Raw genomic sequence first — 20,807 nt, 5'->3', positions numbered from 1 at the left:
AACGGTTTGCAGATGTAATTTGAATTTATTTAAAACTTATCCAGTCGATATTAACGCCGTCGCCATTTTTTAATACAATAACCAGATTGGCTGATTTTGGTGGGAGAGACGCGAGGCGGTTTTGCGTAATTTGCCAATCGCTTCCTTTGGCGATAGTTGCTGAAGCCAGCAGCCGCCCGTTCGCATCACCCAATCGCACTTCTATAGTTGCCCGGTTTGCTGCATTTACTTTAATCTGCATTTGTTTGAATTTTTTGCCATTAAAGTCAACACTGTTATAACGGATCCAACTACCGGCATTGTTGAAGGTAGTCTTCCATCCGTCAAATCTTTTTGCGGTATCAAGAAAGGAGATCTTCACGGTACTGTCCTTGTCGCTATATCTGTCTATTTGTATTTTTTCAGATGCTTTGGTGATCCCTACACCGCGCAGGGTCGGGATAACTTTTTTAATCGTTCCATCGGCATTAAAGAAAAGGCTGTCGCATCTTATCGACCTGTTTTTATCAAAGTTAGGCGACAGGTCGTCGTTGTGATAAAACAAGTACCATTGGTTTTTAAATTGGATGATAGATTGATGATTGGTCCAGCAGCCTGAAGCTGATTCATCCATTATCACGCCTGCAAATTTAAAAGGCCCCATCGGGTTGTTGCCGGTAGCATATTCCAGCCTTTCAATTTTATTGGCCACATGCGGATAGGTGAGGTAATAAATACCCTTGCGTTCAAATAGGTAGGGGCCTTCCTTCAGTCCCTTATCCGGCATCTCAGTTAAGATTACCGGTTCTGACGCCAATTCGAGCATGTTTTCTTTAAGCTTTGCCGCATACAGGTTACCCTGCGCCCAATACAGGTAGGCTTGCCCGTCTTTATCAATAAATACATTCGGATCAATGCCATGAACGCCTTTTATAGGCTCCTGTTGTGGGGTAAAGGGGCCATAAGGTTTATCGGCTACCGCTACACCTACGGTAAAACCGCGGCCGTTTTCGCTGGCTTTGGCCGTGGTGGGAAAGTACATATAATACTTGTCGTTGCGAAAAATGCAATCGGGTGCCCACATGCTGTACGATGTCGGCTCGGCCCAGGGTACTGTAGTTTGGCTGATGATCATGCCGTGATCAGTCCAATCTGTGAGGTTGGCTGACGAAAAAACATGGTAATCTTCCATGCAGAACCAACCGGGACGACCGTGGCCCGGCGTTGCCTTAATATCATGCGAGGGATAGACATACACCCGGTCGCCAAAAACACGTGCCGAGGGATCTGCTGTAAACTGATCCCTGATTAATGGATTTTGCGCAACGGATTGCCCGGCGAAACCCGCCGTGGATATAAATAGCAATAGCCAAAATTTAATATTTTTCATGAACTGGGTGTCTTGATAGGATTCGTTGGTCGTCAATTTATTTAAATAATATAGGGGCAAACTTGTAAAGATCATTGCGCCAAACAGGCCAGGTATGGCCGCCGGGGTAGTCGTAGTAGGTATGTTTTATTTTTATCTCATCCAGTTTCCCCAGCATCACCTGGCAATTTTTATAGGCGATATCTTCCTTTCCACCCATCGCAATCCAGAACGCTTTGAGGTTCGTGTTAATTTGGGTGGCATTTTTCCTCAGAAAGTCGTATTGCGCATCAGCTATACTGTTTTGCACCGGTACAATCCATCCCGAGCTGAATACACCGAGGTAACTGAACGTATTGGTATTGTAGATGCCGGTATATAACGTATTGAGTCCACCCATGGAAAGCCCGGCCAGCGCACGGCCCTGCGCGGTGCGGTCAACCCGGTAGTTTTTCTCTATAAAGGGGATGATGCATTGCTTTATTTCATTCGCAAAGGTTTTAAGCCCGGCTTCACCAAAACCACCACCGCTAAAATTGGCATCTGGCATAACCACTAACATCGGCTTTGCCTGTTTGGTCGCGATCAGGTTATCCATGATCATATCGGTTTTGCCCTGGGTTGCCCAGCCGGTTTCATCTTCGCCGCCGCCATGTAATATGTATAGCGCGGGATATTTAGTCTGGCCACTGGCATCATAACTTGGCGGCGTATAAATAAATAGCCTTCGCCATGATTTGGTTACGGTTGAAAAATAAGTTTTGATGCGGATATCGCCGTGCGGAACGTTTTTTACGGCATAATAGTCGCCGCCCTCAAAAGGTATTTCAATGCCGCTGGCCATGCGCCCCATGCCATAAAAAGTTTGGCTTGAAGGATCTGTCGTTGCTACACCATCTATAATTAACGAATAATAATGGAAGCCTTCACCAATTGAATCGGTTGTGGCTGTCCAATAACCGGCAGTGTCTTTTACCATATCATATATTTTGCCCAGATCAACCTGCACCTTTTGAGCATCCGGTGCCTTAAAGCGGAATGCCACCCGGTGGTCGGGCAGTATAAACGGATATTTAGCGCCCCTGATATTGGTAGATGCAGGGCCGCCCGAGATCATCGCATTAAATTTATCAATATCAACAGGTTTGAACAGAAACTGCGAGAACAGGTAAAGATCATTTTTCCAAACTTTAAAGTCGTGTATTCCGGGCTCTACACTGAAAATATGCGGTACATTTTTTTGCTCCAGATAATCGTGGGTACGTTTGCTGAATGACATTAACCCGTCGTGATCGCCGCATGAGATCCAAAGCAGTTTAAGTTTGTTTTTCGCGGCATCGGGGTCGGGTACCAGTTCTTCCGGTTTTTTTGTGTTTGGGGCAGAAGAAAAGCCTCCAACCCAGGCAAATTTATCCAGGTTACCCAACCCAAAATTGAGCGACTGTCCGCCACCCATTGATAATCCGGCCAGGGCCCGGTGTTCCCGATCAGTGTATACCGGATATTTTTTTTGGATGTAGGGGATGAGGTCGTCCAGCAAGTCATGCTCAAAAGTTGCAAATGCGGCAACTTTATCCGGTGCCATGATATTGCCCGTGGCGCGGTCATCTTTCATGGCGCGGCCGTTAGGCAGCACCACAATCATTGGCTCCAGTTTTTTATCAGCATAAAGGTTATCCAATATTACCTGGGGTGTGCCTTGGTTAAGCCATTCAAATTCGTCCCCGCCAATGCCATGCAGCAGGTACAGAACAGGGTAAGTTTTTTTTGCAGTATACCCTGGCGGCAGATAAACTACAGCGTGACGCTTTGAATCAACTGTTTTTGAGTTATAGGTAACGGTATCCAGTTTTCCGTGTGCTATTCCCGTGCGGTAAGTATCGAAACCTGCCGGCGAATGTTTAAGAGCAGGCTGTGACATGGCCAGCATTGCGGGCAAAATACCGATGGCGGTAAGGTAGGCTATCTTTTTCATAATTTTTTGTCTGTTAATCCACAGAACTGATTGTCTTTCGGATTAAAAGAAGCTAAAGCGGGTTAAATTGTATTAGTTTTTGCTCGTTTGAGGAATACCCGAAAGTAGGCGAACAACTTTTGCCGTGGTTAACACAAATTATGATAATGATAGAACGAATGTTTAAGTGCAAAAAAATAATTAACAAACCCGGTTCGCGAAAATCGACAAGCGAAAGGTAAATGTAGTAGCTACTCGCTTTTAATTGATGTGGTTTGTGCTAAGTATTTGATTGTGAGTTGTTTTGTATTGCTTTTGGGCTCTCGAATAGTTGTTTATATACTTTGATTGTAACAATCATATAGCTTTTTTACCGCAGAGGAGTGCAGATACATTCGTGGTATCAAAATATTGGATTGTGGTAGCAAACCATTTTCTGTACGGATACTTTCGTACAGTCCGTAATCGGTATGCCCGATCATAAACTTCTATAATCAATCTTATAAACCATGCAATTAAAAACTTACTCACCAAAGCCGGTTATGGCGGTGATGGCACTAATCTTTTGCCTGTCATCGATCCATGTCACGGCTCAAAAACTAAAATTAAACAAACTGGGCTATTTCGAAACACCCGGTGTAAACGTTCTGGTATTTAGTAACCAATACAACGGAATTTTTCAGGACGAGAAAACAGCGGGTGTTGAGCTGATACACCACGGTGTGCGTACTATTACTGGTGGCGCAGTAAGGCTGCAAAACACGCCGGAGCAATGGGACCTGGTGCCCACACTGGTTAACCGTACGGTAGATAGCGTTAATCATCGCATTGACGTAACCATGCGTTATGAAGGCTATGATTTTAATTCAAAAATCAGCGTAACGCCAAAAGGCAATGGTGTTGAGCTGAATTTGTATCTTGATAAGCCGGTGCCGGAAAAATTGGCGGGCAAGGCAGGATTTAATCTTGAGATCATACCATCGGCCTATTTTGAAAAAACATTTTTAATTGATGGAAAACCAGGCGAATTTCCGCTATACCCGGCGGGTTCGACAAAAATGCTTCCATCAAGTCAGAAGATCCCACAGTTTGCCGGCCATAACACGTTTGACGATCGTGGCCGTAATGAATTTATTGATCCGGCACCGCTTGCTACCGGTAAAACGCTGGTGATGGCACCCGAAGACCCCGAACGCACCATTAAAATCCAATCGTTTGATGCCAATTTGATGTTATTCGATGGCCGCAGCCTTGCACAAAACGGGTGGTTTATTGTACGCGGCTTATTGCCTGCCGGTAAAACAGGTAAGGTATTAACCTGGTATATTGAGCCGAATGCCGTAGCCGGTTGGAAGCGTGCGCCGGTAATTGAATTTTCGCAGGTAGGCTATCGCCCAGACCAGCAAAAAACAGCGGTAATAGAACTTGATAAAAATGACGCGCCATTAAAAACCGCAACGCTTTTTGAAGTAACGTCCGATGGGAAATATGTTGAACGGCTTAAGTCAGATGTGCAGCATTGGGGGCAATTTACGCGTTACAATTATTTGAAGTTTAATTTTAGCAGTGTTAAAAAAGCCGGTATATACGTTATAGCTTATGGCGATCAAAAAACCAATGCTTTTCCAATTAATGCAAATGTTTATGAAAATATAGGGCACCCCACAATGGATGTCTGGTTTCCGGTTCAGATGGACCACATGATGGTGAACGAGGCCTACCGCGTATGGCACGGTGCTCCTTTCCTTGATGATGCCTTGCAAGCACCTCCGAACCATCAGCATTTTGATACTTACCAGATGGGACCAACTACCGATACAAAATACAAACCTCTTGAAAGGATCCCCGGGCTTAATGTTGGTGGTTGGTTTGATGCAGGCGACTTCGATATTGAAACGCCATCGCATTGCAGCGTTGTACTGAGTTTTGTTGAAGCATGGGAAAATTTTAAGATCGACCGCGACGAAACTTATGTGGATTATCCAACACGGTATGTAGATATACATCGCCCTGATGGCAAGCCGGATCTTTTGCAACAAATTGAACACGGTACACTTAACCTGGTGGCACAGGTTGTGAACATCGGCCATCCGGCGCGTGGGATCATCGTGCCGAATTTGCACCAGTATCATCACCTCGGAGACGCCATTAACGAAACAGATAATCTGCCTTATAACGCGTTGCTAAAACCCTACCAAACCGACGGAAAATCAAGTGGTACAATGGATGATAGATGGGCATTCACCACAAGGAATATAGCACTGGATTACCAGACCACCGCCGCGCTTGCTGCTGCCAGCCGGGCGCTTAATGGGTATAATGATACGCTGGCCGTGAAAAGCCTGCAATGTGCCCTGAGACTTTGGCATGAGGATGACAGCCTGAAAATGCACATGGACTCGGCTGCCCTGGCACGTAATAGGTTCGCTGCCGGTAACGAGATGCTTGCCGCCCTTCAATTGTATATTTCAACCAAAGATCAGCAGTATGCAGATCATTTCAAAAAACTGATCATGCCGATGCTTGATCGCTTTCCCGGTTTTGTTATGATAAGCGCGCTGCATGCCTATCCTTATATGGACAAGGATTACCAGGATAAAATAGCGACCTACATGCAAAAATACAAAGCCACATGCGACGAATATGATAAACAGAACCCTTATGGCGTACCTGTAACACCGGGTGGCTGGGGCGGCAGCGGGCAGGTTATTAATTTCGCCATTACCAACTATTTCGCCAATAAATATTTTCCTAATATCATCGGGCCTGAATATGTTTATAAGGGCTTGAATTATATCTTCGGATGTCATCCTTACTCCAACCTTTCGTTTGTATCAGCAGTTGGTGTACGTTCAAAAAAAGTAACCTATGGCAATAACCGGGCCGACTTCAGGTTTATTGCCGGCGGTGTAGTACCCGGTATCCTGCTGCTTAAACCTGATTTTCCGGAGAACAAGGAAGACTGGCCATTTTTCTGGGGGGAGAATGAAGTAACGATAGCTGGTTGTGCACAGTATATTGTTTTATCCGGAGCCGCTAATCAGTTAGGATTGCATAATTAATTAACATTAAGTGAGCCGATTGTGAAATCTAAACAATCGGTTTACCTAATTGCATAAACCATGTCGGTTAAAAAGCTATGTGCTAAGTGTCTGTTTAAAAAGGGTAAATAAAAATCAAGATAACACCAAACCGTCATTGAGGTACGAAGCTATCCCAAACTATACAGGGCAAACCTGCTAATCGGGGATTGCTTCGTACCTCAATGACGGTTTCTTTTGTTTTAAACGGTTTCTAAGCAGCATAGCTTATAAAAAAACACCCTGCCGGCAGCTTGCCGCCAGGGTGTTTTTTTGGGGGGTAATATCAAGGTTCGATATGAGTTCTATTCTTTAAACAAAAGCGGAGCAAGTTCATTGAGGCTGCGGCGCCAGGTCAGGAACTCGTGAGCGGTGTTTTCAGAAACATAAGATACGGCATTATATCCGGCACCTTTTAAGGCTACCACGGCATTTGTAACGCCTTCGGGCCTTTCCTTGCTGCCACAGCTTATGAATATTAGTTTGGGCTTTGTTTTGTCTTTAAGTTCATCCGGCGAATAAGTACCGCCGCTGAGCAGGGCATAATAGGCAAAAAGCTCTGGCTTGTTTAGTGTTATCATATGTGTTTCCATGCCTCCCATTGACAATCCACCCATAGCACGGTGAGCTCTGTCGGCCCTGGTGCGGAAGCTGGCATCAACGTAGGGGATAAGTTCATCCGTCAAAACTGTTTGAAAGGGATCGATCTTAAAACTTTTGAATGCACCAGGCCCGGGCCTCACATCATTGGTCATCCCGTAGGTCATTACAATAATGAACGGTTGTATTTTACCAGTTGCTATTAAGTTATCCATGATCAGGTTGGCGTGCCCCTGGTTACTCCAGGCAGTTTCATCTTCACCCCAGCCATGCTGCAGGTATAATACCGGATACTTTTTTGATTTGTCCTTCTCGTAGCCCGGCGGCGTATAAACAAAAGCCCTGCGCGCGGTATTGGTGCTTTTTGATGGGAAAAGGATCTGCTGCACATTGCCATGCGGCACATCTTTAAGCGCATAAAAATCCTGGTCGTGTGCGGGTATTTCGATACCGCTTTCCCAACGTGTTGAGCCATAGAAATTTAATGTGCCCGGATCGTTAAATACCCCGCCATCAATAGTTAAATGGTAGTAGTGAAATCCTTCGTCCATCGGTCCTTCTGTAGTACCGGTCCAAAACCCGTCGGTTCCCTTTGTGAGTTTAGTGCCTCCACGTCCGCCAAGACCGAGACTAACTTTTATACTGTCAGACTGTGGGGCCTTGATACGAAAGCGTGCGTAGCCCTGCGAGTTTACCTGAGGATACTCTTGTCCCGGCTGGTTATAGGTAGATGGTTTGAAATCGTCGGCTATTGAATTTGGGGTCGTTTGTGCCCTGCAAAGGCTGGCGGTAAATGTAACGGCCAATAAGGCAAGTAAGCATTTTGGTTTCATAATTGAATATTGAGGTTTATGTAATGTGAATTCAGTAGAGTGCTGGGGACTGTTTTAATCAGATGAAATGCCTTTTTACATAATAGGTGATTAAATTGTGATTAATTGTTTTTATTACACATATTTTAGTTGCTGTTGTAGGTTGTTTTTTACCAGGCCCGGTTTTCGTTGTTTATGAAAAGTTGGTCCGGGATAAAATATTCCTAAATAGTTTATAATGGCAATTTTGTTGTTTTAGGCTGCTTTTTTTTAATATAAAAGTATTTTTATGCCAAAAGTAACGCACGCAGTTTTTAGCATAATTTTACAACGTTTGTCGATAACAGGCCTGGTGACATCATTGCCGAAAACTTGTTTATATGCACTTTTGTACAATAATTAACGATGCGATTGAACAAGTGTGTTATTTCTTTGAACAAAAGTTTGCCTGTTTCATCGTGATAAAATGTAAATTTGGATAGTGATGTATTTCAAAGACATCTACTAAACCAATTTTAAACCATAAATCATAAACAATTTTTTCCTGCGGCTTTGCTGTATTGGAAATTATAACCCATCACTTATGATGCATTCTTTACCCAAATTTTATGCGCGTATAACGATGTATGCAGTGCTAACCGGCTTTGCGCGTCTTGTACTGACGTCGGTTGTTTTAGCCGTTCTCTGTATCCAGGCATATGCACAAAAAACTAACATCAAGTTTACAGCTTTAACAACTAAGCAGGGGTTAATGGGTAACGCCGTAAATACCATTATAAAGGATGTCAACGGAATGATATGGATAGGCACGTCAGAAAGCCTTTACAGGTATGATGGCAAGCGCTTTAAAGTTTATCCGCTGGGCATAAAAAGGCAGGTAGAGCCTGGTTCGAACGAAATAAGCAGTATGAGCATGGACCGTACCGGTACCCTGTGGGTAGGTACCATTGGTTATGGTCTTTACTATTATGATCGGGCAGCGGATGTTTTCAAAAACTTTACTTCACCCTTAAAGGGGCAGCGTTTAAGCCAGGGCGTTGTTACCGCTGTATGTGCAAATAGCAAAGGCTTTATTTGGGCAGGCACTGTAAATGGCCTCGATGTGATAGATCCGGATAGGAAGCATATCAGCCATTTTGAAACCGGCACGGACAAACCGGGCGAGATACCGGTTAAAAGCATGGGCTATATTTTTCAGGACAGTTACAGCAGGATGTGGGTATGTACCAGTTCGGGCTTGTATTTGTATGATGAAACGCATAAACGCTTTAAAGCTTTTCGCCATCAAAAAAATGACCCGGAAAGTTTACCATCGGATGTAGTAATGACGGTATCACAGGATAAGGTAGGAAATGTGTGGGTAGGTACATCAAACGGGTTAAGTCGCTTAAGCAAAGATGGTCAGCACTTTATTAACTATCGTTATAATGACAACGATGAACATTCATTGTGCGGTGATATTGTTTACAGCATAGCCGCCGATGACAAAGATCACATTTGGGTAGGTACAGAGGGCGGCCTTAATATCATGGACATCAACACCGGTCAATCCACACGTTACCGTCATGACCCTCGCAACCCGTACAGTCTCAATAGTAAATCTATCCGGAGCATTTGTATCGACCCCGATGGCATTTACTGGGTAGGTACCTATATGGGCGGCATAAATAAGTATGACAAAAACCTGACCTTGTTTAATTATGTTCAATCTACGGAATTAGACCCCTATGGTTTGAGCGCACCTATTGTATCGTCATTTGCGCAAAAAAACGATAATGAACTGTACATAGGTACAGACGGAGGCGGCCTTAGTATCTTCAATAATAAAACAAACCATTTCAATCATATCCCCATAAAGCCCAAAGAGAAAATAAATTCGGCGGGTTTGCCTATCCTGGCTATGCTGCTGGATCATAAACAGCAACTCTGGATAGGAACATTCGGACATGGACTTTTTAAACTTAACACCGCAAACAACAACTATAAGCAATTTACCAGCGGTACAGGCAAGCTAAGCATTAGTCAAAATAATATTTTCTGTTTCAGTGAAGACCACTTTGGTAATGTATGGATTGGAACTAACGGCGCTGGTATTGATATTTTTGATGCGAAGGCAGATAGTTTCCGCAGATTTCCCCCCGCCATTTTGCCTGCAAAGGGGTATAAATTTCCTTCTAACGGGTATATAAGGGCCTTTGAAGAAGATAATGACGGCAATATGTGGATAGGCTCATATGGCACAGGTATCGCAATATATAACCCGGCCACAAAGATGTTCGATTTTCTTAACCCAACCAACACTGGTTTGCCGATAGCAGAAGTTTTATCATTAAAAAGGGATGCCAGCGGGAATATGTGGATAGGCACAAATGGTGATGGTCTTTTCCGTTATGATTATCGACATAAAAAAGTAACTGCTTTTAAATATAATAACCAGTTACCCAACGGCGTAATTTGTAAAATTTTACAGGATAAAACGGGTAATATATGGTTTAGCACCAACCAGGGCATTGGCAGGATTGATCAGGCAGACGAAAAGCTTTACGTTTATTGCCATGATAATGGTCTTCAAAATAATGTGTTTTTAAACGGATCGGGCATTATTGGTGCAGATGGTACGCTCTATTTCGGCGGAGTAGATGGGTTTAATTATTTTAGAGGATCGGATGTCAGGCTCAACAAAAACCTGCCGCCGGTTGTGCTAACTACCCTGAGTATAGACAACAAGCGAATTTCTCCCGATCATGACAATCCGTTACCTGTTAACATTAGTGAAGTGCAGCAAATCACAATTAAGTACAAACAAGACTTTTCCCTCAACTTTGTCGCGCTTAATTATACATTACCACAGCAAAATCGTTATGCATACATATTAGAGGGATTTAGCAATTCATGGAAAAATGCCGGTACTTCAACAACTGCCAGTTATACTAACCTTGATCCGGGTGAGTACACGTTTAGGGTAAAGGCTTCAAATAATGATGGAAAATGGAATGATACCGGTACATCTCTGAAAATCATAGTGAAGCCGCCCTTTTGGATGACCATATATGCGTATGTGTTTTATGTTTTGCTGGCTTTCGGCCTGTTATTGCTCGTCCGCAGGCAAGGTGTTAAAAAGCTTAAAAAGAAACTGCATGACGAGCAGGAACGCAAAGCCGCGGAAGCCCGTCATGAACTGGATGAAATGAAGATTAAGTTTTTAACCAATTTGAGCCATGAATTTCGCACACCTATATCTTTGATAATGGCTCCTGTTGATAAGCTTCTTGAACAGCCCAACACTGAACCTGTTGCTGAGCAATTGGGGGTTATCAAAAGAAACTCACGCAGACTGCTTAACCTTGTTAACCAGTTGCTTGATTTCAGAAAGCTTGAAGAGAACGAACTTAAGCTGAATTTGGTTGAAGGAGAGTTTGTTTCTTTTGTCCGTGAAGTTGCCGATTCGTTTTACGACCTGGCAAACAGAAAAAAGATCTCAACCGTTTTTAAAACAGCCGGGGAAAGGTTATTTGCAAAATTTGATCATGACAAAGTTGAGCGGATATTATTTAACCTGTTATCCAACGCGTTTAAATTTACAATGGCAGGTGGGCAAATTACCGTGGAAGTTACCGCTCCCGTTATTTCGGCGGATGGCAATTCATATCAGCTTAGCATCTCGGTTGCAGATACTGGTACAGGTATATCGCCCGAACAGGTAGGGCGTGTTTTTGACAGGTTTTATCAGGCGGATTCCCCGCCGGCTTTCCTTAATCAGGGCAGCGGGATAGGCTTATCTATAACGCGCGAACTTGTACAACTGCACGGCGGCCGGATCAGTGTGGAAAGTGAGCCGGGCAAAGGATCAACTTTTTCTTTAACGATTGTATTACCTGCAATAGAATTGTCAGAAACAGCGATGCCTGATCATGGGGCTACACCAGTAATATCCCACTTTATTGAGGAAGAAACGGACAGCAAACCCCGACCTGAGATTGCGCGAGGTGTTAACCGGCAGCACGTGCTGATCATTGAGGATAATGATGATATGCGGCATTACCTGGCCGAAAACCTGGGCGCTACTTACAAGGTGTCGGAGGCAGTTAATGGCAGGGATGGGTGGCATAAAGCGCTTGCCGTACACCCCGACCTGATAGTCAGCGATATCAGTATGCCATACATGGATGGGATACAACTAAGCTTTAAACTGAGGGCCGATAAACGAACCTGCCACATCCCAATTATATTATTAACGGCAATGACCAGCCAGAAGGAGCAACTTGCCGGGCTGGAGCTGGGTGTAAACGATTACCTGACTAAGCCCTTCAATTTCGACATCCTGAATATCAAGATCAAGAACCTGCTTCATTTAAATAAATCGCTTAAAGAAACCTATCAGAAAAAAATAAAGGTGATTCCTGCTGATATGGATATTGAATCCTCGACAGAGCGCTTTATCAAAGACGTGGTGATGTATATTGAGAAAAATATGAACAATCCCAAGTTCTCTGTCGAAGAGATCAGCCATCACTTTAGCATGAGCAGGGGATCGTTTTACAGCAAAATTACTGAACTCACCGGCGAACCGCCCGTGGAGTTCATTCGCTCGATAAAACTGGACAAGGCAACCATATTACTGGAAAAAACCGATCTGACCATTGCCGAGATCGCATATTCTATCGGTTTTTCAACGCCTCATTATTTTACCAAATCATTCAAAGCAAAATATAATATCTTACCATCCGAATACCGGGTGAAAAAAGTAAACGTTAAAAGCGTGGCTTAAGCAAGCCTCCACAACGGCGGATATAAGTATGTTGATATTACTTACCCGCCGGTATTCTTTGTTACTTGAACAGTTGCAGGATCGGTGGGAGCTTGCGATTTGTAACCCAGCAAACCGAGCATTTTTAACCCGTACCGTGTGCCTAAGATCCGATAGCCCTCGGCCGTGAAGTGCAATTTATCGGGTGCAGCCGGGCATCCGGCCGAGTTGATCACATAAGCGTTTGGGATAGCATCCGGGAGCTTATCAATTATCTGGTTCATCGCGGCACATTTGCCGTCCTGATCCGCATTAACCAGTTCGCCGGCCAGTAACGGAACTTTCCTGGGTTTGAGATGAAGATCTTTAGTAAGCATATCGTATATGCTTTTTACTTTTTGCGTCCAAAGTGTGTCGTTAGGATTTGATTCGCCCTGGTGCAGCAAAATTCCTCTGATCACCCCATACTTCTGTGCCTGTTTAGCCATCTCCACCAAATGGCCGTAAGGATCTCCTCCGTATTCATTTATCATGTTTACCATCCAGGTTGGTGCAGTGGCTGCATAGCTCTTGTAGCTGTCTTTCTGGAATAACTCAATTTTGCAACCTGCTACCGACACATTGACAATACCAACTGTTACATCATGGGGCAGGGTGGCTATTAGGGTGCGACCAAAGTAGTCGGCCGGGGTAAGCCCTGTGTTACAGCGCGCTAACGGCGGTACAGCAGTATACCAGTTGCCTTTGGTACGTTTAAGGTTAGGGCAGTCAACCGTTTCCAATACTTGTAAACGCGGGTCAACAACAGTGTCCTGGGGTTGAATACGTGCATTACCTTCCATATTTGACTGGCCAAAGCACAAAAAGATATAAAACTTTTTGTTCTGGGCGGATGCGGTGCCGGTAAATAATGAGATGATTACGAACAAGGTGAAAAAAAAGGCTCTTGTATTCATTTTATGTTTTTGTGATTTTACAGCGGACAAATAGCCCGGCAGCCACTCAATAAAAGTAGCTGAACCGCCAAATATGTTATTACAACAATTGTTGAAAGTGCTATAACAGTTGTTGATGCCGGTTTCGGATTCTGACCGTAACGGCGGTGGCTACAAGCTTGGTAAGCCGCGCACAACAGAAGCAACACGCCTTAAAAAACGCTCGCATTGTTTCAATCTCCGTAAACCAATGTGTTAACCTTTTCAACATGCGTGTCATTTAAAGTTTATACCCGTCGATATTTTTGATTGCGCAAAGCAGACTAATTAATAAACTATATGAACCTTAAAAAAAGTTTACTGATAAGCATCGGACTCTTTTACACTATTTACGCGGATGCGCAGAAAATTCCTTATCAAAATCCAAAACTGCCGTCGGAAACGAGGGCGAAGGATTTAGTGAAAAGGCTTACCCTAAAAGAAAAGGTTGGGTTGATGAAAGATGTTTCTGACGCGGTACCCCGTCTTGGTATCAAAAAGTTTAACTGGTGGAGCGAAGCGCTGCATGGTTACGCCAACCAGGGGCCGGTAACGGTTTTTCCGGAGCCGGTGGGTATGGCAGCGTCTTTTGACGACCAGTTGTTATTTCACGTTTTCGACGCTGTATCTGACGAAGCACGGGCTAAAAATAATGATTACAAAAAGAAAGGAGAGAGCCAGCGTTTTCATGACCTGTCGGTTTGGACGCCGAATGTCAATATCTTTCGCGATCCGCGTTGGGGACGCGGCCAGGAAACTTACGGCGAAGACCCTTACCTTACATCGCGCATGGGCGTTTCTGTTGTAAAAGGCCTGCAAGGCCCGGCCGGTGCACGGTACCGTAAGTTGCTGGCCTGCGCAAAGCATTACGCGGTACACTCCGGACCCGAATGGAGCCGGCACGAATTAAACATTAACAATGTTAGCGCGCGCGATTTATGGGAAACCTATCTGCCCGCTTTCAAATCTCTTGTTACCGAAGCCGATGTGAGGGAAGTGATGTGCGCCTATCAGCGCCTCGATGATGAGCCTTGTTGCGGTAACAGTAGGTTGCTTGGCCAGATTTTAAGACAGGACTGGGGTTTTAAATATCTTGTTGTATCTGATTGCGGTGCTATTACCGATTTTTATCGCACGCACAAATCTTCATCCGATGCCGAGCATGCATCGGCTAAGGCGGTGCTCTCCGGTACCGATGTGGAATGCGTAGGCTATGCTTTTGATAAAATACCGGACGCGGTTGTCCGTGGTTTAATCAGGGAAAAGGATATTGATGTCAGCGTGGTGCGATTGATGACACAACGTTTTGAACTGGGCGAGATGGATAAAGACGAATTAGTTCCCTGGACAAAGATTCCGCTTTCGGTTGTTAATTCGCCTGCACATCAAAAGCTGGCACTTGACATGGCGCATGAGACGATGACCTTACTTCAAAACAGGAATAATATTTTGCCTTTAAGTAAAAAACTGCAAAAAGTAGCGATAATTGGCCCTAATGCTGATGACTCGCCAATGCTTTGGGGAAACTATAACGGCACCCCGGCAAGTACCATTAATATTTTAGAAGGCATCAAATCGAAATTAAGTCCCGGTCAAATCATTTATGACAAAGCCTGCGACCTGACCGACGACAAGGTTACTGAAACCGGTATTGCTGAAAGCAGTTTTGACGGCCAGTCAGGCATAAAGGCTACTTATTGGAACAACCGTAATATGGAGGGGGCACCTGTTATAACCACCCAAGTATCCGGGCCGATGTCGCTTACAACTTTTGGCGCGCATCAGTTTGCGCAAGGCGTTAACACCGAGGAATTCTCTGCACGGTACGAAACAGTTTATAAGCCATCAATTACGGGCGATATCGTTTTTAAATTGGAATGTACGGGTGGGGGGGAACTCCTGATCGACGGAAAGTCGGTACTGCGTAATGGCAGCTGGCGCTTATTACCTGCGCGTTATAACTTGCAGGCAGAGGCTGGAAAAAGCTATAAAATTGAGTTACGCTATAAACAGCTCAATAACTGGGCAGCGAACTTGTTCTTCAACTTCGGTAAGGAAGTATCTATAAGTTATGACGCGTTGGTCAATAAAGTTAAAGATGCTAATGTCGTTATTTTTGCAGGAGGTATTTCGCCACGCCTGGAAGGGGAAGAAATGCCCATTCAGCTACCAGGTTTTAAAGGAGGCGACCGTACTGATATAGAGCTGCCGGCGGTACAGCGAAACTGCCTGGCAGCGCTTAAAAACGCAGGAAAAAAAGTGATTTTTATAAGTTGCTCTGGATCTGCAGTAGGCCTGGTACCGGAAACCGGAAATTGTGAAGCGATTTTACAGGCATGGTATGGCGGTGAAGCCGGCGGACAAGCGGTTGCCGACGTGCTGTTTGGTGATTATAACCCAGCTGGACGGTTGCCGGTCACTTTTTATAAAAATATTAACCAACTGCCTGATTTTAGTGATTACCAAATGAAAGGCCATACTTATCGCTATCTTACTCAGGAACCATTGTTTCCCTTCGGTTTCGGTTTAAGTTATACCGATTTTCAAATAGGCGACGCCACGCTGAGTAAAAACACCATTACCGCTAACGAATCAATACAATTATCTGTGCCTGTAAATAATAAAGGCCGGCGTGATGGTACCGAAATAATACAAGTGTATATTCATAAAATGGGCGATACTGAAGGGCCTGTTAAAACTTTACGCGCGTTTAAGCGTGTAGCTATCCCTGCCGGAAAAACAACACTGGCAGCTATTAACTTGCCGCCGAAGACATTTGAGTTCTTTGATCCGGAAAATGCTACCGTAACGATATTGCCTGGTCAATATGAAGTGTTTTATGGCACCAGCTCGGATAAGAACGATTTAAAGTTAGCCAAGGTAACCATCAAATGATATTATTAAAAAGTAGCGTATCAATCTTATAAATCGGCGGCGATGGCTTCCTGTTTTAAAGGTTATTGACAATAAATAATAAACAAGAATAAATAACCTCTCCTTATTACTTTTCTTTCTTTAAAATTGGTTGTAAGGACAGCGCGAGGCTGTCCTTATTTTTTTTCCCTATAGTGCAGAGCAGATTTTGAAAATGAAACCTATCTGTGCTAAGGGGGACAGAAGTCTTTTAATTTGGTTTAAAAGCATTATCATAAAAACACATCCAGCCACTTGAGCATAGTTACTAATGCTTGGAAATGCTGTCTTCCCGGATAACCTAATCTGCTATAAGTTCAAAAAAAATGGTTTTCAGATAGTGGCAGATATGGGTATTTATTGTTTTAACAACCCCCGAAAATTGTCCTTTTTTTATTTTTTGCAATCGATTGTTTTTTAATCATATTTTACCTCCTAATCCATAAGCCAGCACAAATTTTTGATTGAGAAAAGACATTCAGCTTTAGATCGTTTTGTTTTATTATGTATGTAATGCTTTGTAAATCAGTTTTTTAAGAATTTAATTAATCCGGTAGTGATGTCGGGCTTCCCTCATTCTTTTGTTTTTACTACTGTTGTTGAACTACAAGAGAATTTTGATGTAAGAGGTTAGCTTAAACAAATGTTGTAAGATTTAGATAAAAATTGCGCCATCGGCTAAGCTACTAAAGATACTTTTACGCTCATTGTTTCGACCAGTTGATGGTTGTTACAGAGGTACAGCCAACAAAACGTTGTACATGTATAACCAATTATAATTTGTGTAACAGAAACGGCCGCATTATGGCATCTGTTTATATCGCGTTAACGAAATGAACTTACAGTCTTGCGGAGATTATTGACTGAGCCAATTTGAATGCGGAAAGCCAAAGCGATGCGTTTTGTTTCGAATATTTTAAATGTTATAAAACCTAAATATTAATTATCAATCACTTAATACGAAAATTATGGAAAGACAAAAACACAGTTTTAATTCCGGCTTAAGTCCCGGGCATCTACTACTGGCAACTTGCACATCATCTTTTAATTCCGGCAAGGATGCCAAAAATTGAGTTAGAACGATTTGAAGGCATTTGCCACATAAACGATACAGAAACGGTGTGCGCAAATTCAAAAGTCGCCGCTACTTTCTTATAACATCGAACATTTTAAACCTTAACAACATGAAGTATTCTTTACAAAAAATTTATAATAAAAGGTGGCGTTACGCTACGCTCATCCTAACCGGATGTGCGCTTGCTATGCCGTCGGTGTCAATTGCGCGTACCGGTGGTTCGGCAGGCTTGGTAAACGGCATTAGCATCAATAAAAATGGTGCTTTAAAAATGAAGCCCGCCTTTAACGTTTCAGGCAAAGTTACTGATGAAGATAACCAACCCCTGCCCGGCGTGTCGGTTGCAATAAAAGGCACAACGCAGGGCGTAACAACTGATGCCAGCGGTAACTTTAAAATATCAGTACCCGGAAATTCAGCCGTACTGGTTTTTAAGTTAATAGGCTTTAACCAGCAAGAGATTACGGTTACCAGCGGTACTGAGTTAAAAGTGCAAATGAAAAAGGACACCAAGAACCTGGAAGAAGTAGTTGTGGTTGGTTACGGATCACAAAAACGTGCCAAGGTTACAGGAGCGGTGTCGTCGGTTAGCGGTAAAACCCTGGCATCTTTACCTGTGGGTGGCATTGAAGCCTTACAAGGTCGTATAGCCGGTCTTAGCGTGACCAGTAATGGTAGTCCGGGAACCGGGGCCATCATTTCATTGCGCGGTATCAGTTCCGTAAATTTCGGATCCGATCCTTTGTATATAGTGGATGGATATCCCGGCAGTCTTACAGGCGTTGATATTAAGGATATTCAAAGTATCGACGTTTTGAAAGACGCCAGCGCCGCGGCGATCTATGGATCAAGGGGTACAAATGGTGTTATCATCATCACCACTAAAAAAGGCAACAATAATAGCCGCACCGAAGTTACTATCGACTCATATTATGGTGTACAAAACGTTATAAAAAAGTACGACCTGCTTAATACCCAGCAGTACCTGCAATATGAGCGCGCGCTAAACGGTGCAGCCGGCATAGCTTTACCGCCGCGCCTGCAGCCAGATAACTTTAACAAGCCAATTTATGCGGGTAGCTCTCAAACCTTTGCCCAAACTAACACTAACTGGCAGGATGCTTATTTCAGAAGTAATGCACCTATACAGCAACATAATGTGGCATTGAGCGGCGGCAACGCGGTAACCCGCTTTTACACTTCGGCAAATTACTTTGATCAGCAGGGTATTGCCCAGGGCTTAAGTGCCTACCATAAGGCGATTCGCGTTAACGCTGATCATACGATCAGTAAATTTCTGTCGTTTGGCGAAACATTCAACGCCATCGTTAATCATCAGGTTTACGGCGTAGATGCGGGCAACCGTACTGCCATAACAAACGTGGTAAGGATGCAGCCATATTTGCCTGTATATAACCCAAATAATGCCGGCGGCTTCCAGGGGCCAATAAACAGCTTCGACGGTTCGGATCCAACTAACCCTATTGAGGCAGCCAAACTCATTAGCAATACAAACCACGGCTATACTATCCACGGTAATGCTTACGCTACGCTGAAGTTTGCATCGTGGCTTAACTTTAAATCAATTTACGGTATTGATTACGGCTCCAATTTGAACAATACGTATACACCTATTTATAATGACGGTGGTACTTCTCAATCGCCAACCGCTATTATAAATTACACCAGGGGCGCCAGCACCACTCAATTGTACTCGCAGCAGCTAACTTTCGATAAAACGTTCGCTAACAAACATCACGTTAACGCCGTTTTAGTTTACGAGGCCCAAAGCTCACGAGGTGATAACCAGGTATCATCGGGTAACCAAAATACCAATACGGTGAAAACACTAAATGGCGCCACTAACCTTTATACAAATTATACCTACGGTACCAACCTCCTTGTTTCAGAAGTTGCTCGTTTGGGCTATGATTTTGAAGGCAAGTACCTGATATCAGGATCAATACGTCGTGACGGCCTGTCAGTGTTTGCGCCGGGGCACAAACATGAAAGCTTCCCCGCCGCGTCATTAGGCTGGAAGGTAGACCAGGAAAGTTTCATGAAATCTATTACGTCGGTTTCTTCGTTAAAATTAAGAGCCGGTTATGGTGTAACAGGTATTAACGGTACCGTATTAGGTAACTATCCATATTTGCAGCCTATATCGGCAAACATAGCTACCTATCCTTTCAACGGTAGTATAACGGATCTTGGAAACGCATCGTATTACAGTGGTTTAAGCAACCTCGATCTGTCATGGGAAACAACCAAGCAAACCAACATCGGTTTAGATCTGGGCTTGTTTCAGGATGCCATTACATTATCCGCTGAGGTATATAACAGAAAAACCGATAATCTTTTATTAACCGTACCTACACCGCCCAGCTTTGGTTTTAATGGTGCCGGAACGTTAGCTAACGTAGGATCGATGCGTAACCGTGGTTTTGAGATCACTTTGGGCTATCATAAAACAAAAGGCGAGTTTAGATACGACATTACCGGAAACTTTGCACTGAACAGAAACAAGGTTTTAACGCTTAGTACTGCCAATGCCTCCATTACCGCCGGTGGCGATGCGGACTACGGCGGTGGTGGCCCTATAACCAGTACCGTAGTTGGACAGCCTGTACAATCATTTTATGGATATATTGTTGACGGTATATTTCAAAACGCGGCCGAGGTCAAAAATTCGCCAACCCAAACTGGTGCCGCTCCCGGCGACATTAAATTCAGGGATGTAAACCACGACGGTGTTATTAATGATGCAGATCGTACCTTCATTGGTAGCTATCTGCCAAAATTCACTTATTCGTTAAACTACAGCGCCTCTTATAAAAATTTCGACGCGGTTGTGTTTTTCCAGGGTGTTTATGGCAATAAGATATTTAATGCTGAAAGAATTATTCTTGAAGGTATGCCAAGGCTATTCAATGCCGGTACTAATGTTTTAAAAGCATGGACGCCTACAAACACCAATACAAATATCCCGCGCTCTATCTCTGGTGACCCGAACAGCAACGTAAGACCTTCAACCAGGTGGATTGAAAGCGGCTCGTACCTGCGGGTTAAAAATATGCAGATAGGCTATAATTTTCCTACCGCATGGTTAAGGTCAAAAACAGACAACGCGTTGAACAGGCTCAGGATTTATGCGGCATCAACCAATCTGTTAACCTTCACTAAATATAAAGGTCTTGATCCCGAAATAGGCTCACGTAACGGTACCCTTACTAACGGTATCGACTATGGCCAGTATCCGCAGCCAAGAACAGTTCAGTTGGGTTTACAGGCAACCTTTTAACGA

Annotated in this window: 8 protein-coding genes; 4 read left to right on the top strand and 4 right to left on the bottom strand. The window is 43.8% G+C overall.

All coding sequences use genetic code 11. From position 1 onward, the window contains the following. Positions 1-25 precede the first annotated feature (25 nt). Together AC1DUD_RS07735 and AC1DUD_RS07730 are read right to left on the bottom strand one after the other, a co-directional pair. Positions 26-1,369 carry a family 43 glycosylhydrolase gene (locus tag AC1DUD_RS07735; RefSeq protein ID WP_477373262.1) on the bottom strand — a complete coding sequence of 448 codons (1,344 nt, stop codon included), beginning with the start codon at positions 1,367-1,369 and terminating at the stop codon, positions 26-28. Positions 1,370-1,406: 37 nt separating this feature from the next. Then, on the bottom strand, positions 1,407-3,323 hold the full coding sequence (locus tag AC1DUD_RS07730; protein WP_477373260.1) for an alpha/beta hydrolase-fold protein: 1,917 nt from the start codon (positions 3,321-3,323) through the stop codon (positions 1,407-1,409). Positions 3,324-3,811: 488 nt separating this feature from the next. Here AC1DUD_RS07730 and AC1DUD_RS07725 point away from each other — a divergent pair, with 488 nt between their 5' ends. Next, a complete protein-coding gene (locus AC1DUD_RS07725; RefSeq protein WP_477373258.1) occupies positions 3,812-6,364 on the top strand; it encodes a glycoside hydrolase family 9 protein in 2,553 nt (850 codons plus the stop codon). Positions 6,365-6,687: 323 nt separating this feature from the next. On the opposite strand, the gene AC1DUD_RS07720 is transcribed toward AC1DUD_RS07725, so the two are convergent. Then, the gene (locus AC1DUD_RS07720; RefSeq protein ID WP_477373256.1) at positions 6,688-7,815 is read right to left on the bottom strand and encodes an alpha/beta hydrolase-fold protein; all 1,128 of its coding nucleotides are present in this window, start codon (positions 7,813-7,815) and stop codon (positions 6,688-6,690) included. Positions 7,816-8,377: 562 nt separating this feature from the next. Between AC1DUD_RS07720 and AC1DUD_RS07715 the strand changes: the two genes are divergently transcribed. Next, positions 8,378-12,562, top strand: a complete 4,185-nt coding sequence (locus AC1DUD_RS07715; protein WP_477373254.1) for a hybrid sensor histidine kinase/response regulator transcription factor — start codon at positions 8,378-8,380, stop codon at positions 12,560-12,562. Positions 12,563-12,603: 41 nt separating this feature from the next. On the opposite strand, the gene AC1DUD_RS07710 is transcribed toward AC1DUD_RS07715, so the two are convergent. Next, complete coding sequence (locus AC1DUD_RS07710) at positions 12,604-13,497, bottom strand: sialate O-acetylesterase (protein ID WP_477373252.1); 894 nt, start codon at positions 13,495-13,497, stop codon at positions 12,604-12,606. Positions 13,498-13,815: 318 nt separating this feature from the next. On the opposite strand from AC1DUD_RS07710, the gene xyl3A reads away from it, so the two are divergent. Further along, positions 13,816-16,410 carry a xylan 1,4-beta-xylosidase gene (gene xyl3A / locus AC1DUD_RS07705; RefSeq protein ID WP_477373250.1) on the top strand — a complete coding sequence of 865 codons (2,595 nt, stop codon included), beginning with the start codon at positions 13,816-13,818 and terminating at the stop codon, positions 16,408-16,410. A 1,202-nt stretch (positions 16,411-17,612) separates the two neighbouring features. Then, the gene (locus AC1DUD_RS07700; RefSeq protein WP_477373248.1) at positions 17,613-20,804 is read left to right on the top strand and encodes a SusC/RagA family TonB-linked outer membrane protein; all 3,192 of its coding nucleotides are present in this window, start codon (positions 17,613-17,615) and stop codon (positions 20,802-20,804) included. Positions 20,805-20,807 lie beyond the last annotated feature (3 nt).

It is taken from the genome of Mucilaginibacter sp. P4_A11, assembly GCF_056402535.1.
The sequence above is the reverse complement of the archived record's forward strand: the minus strand, read 5'-3'. Positions and strand labels throughout refer to the sequence as shown.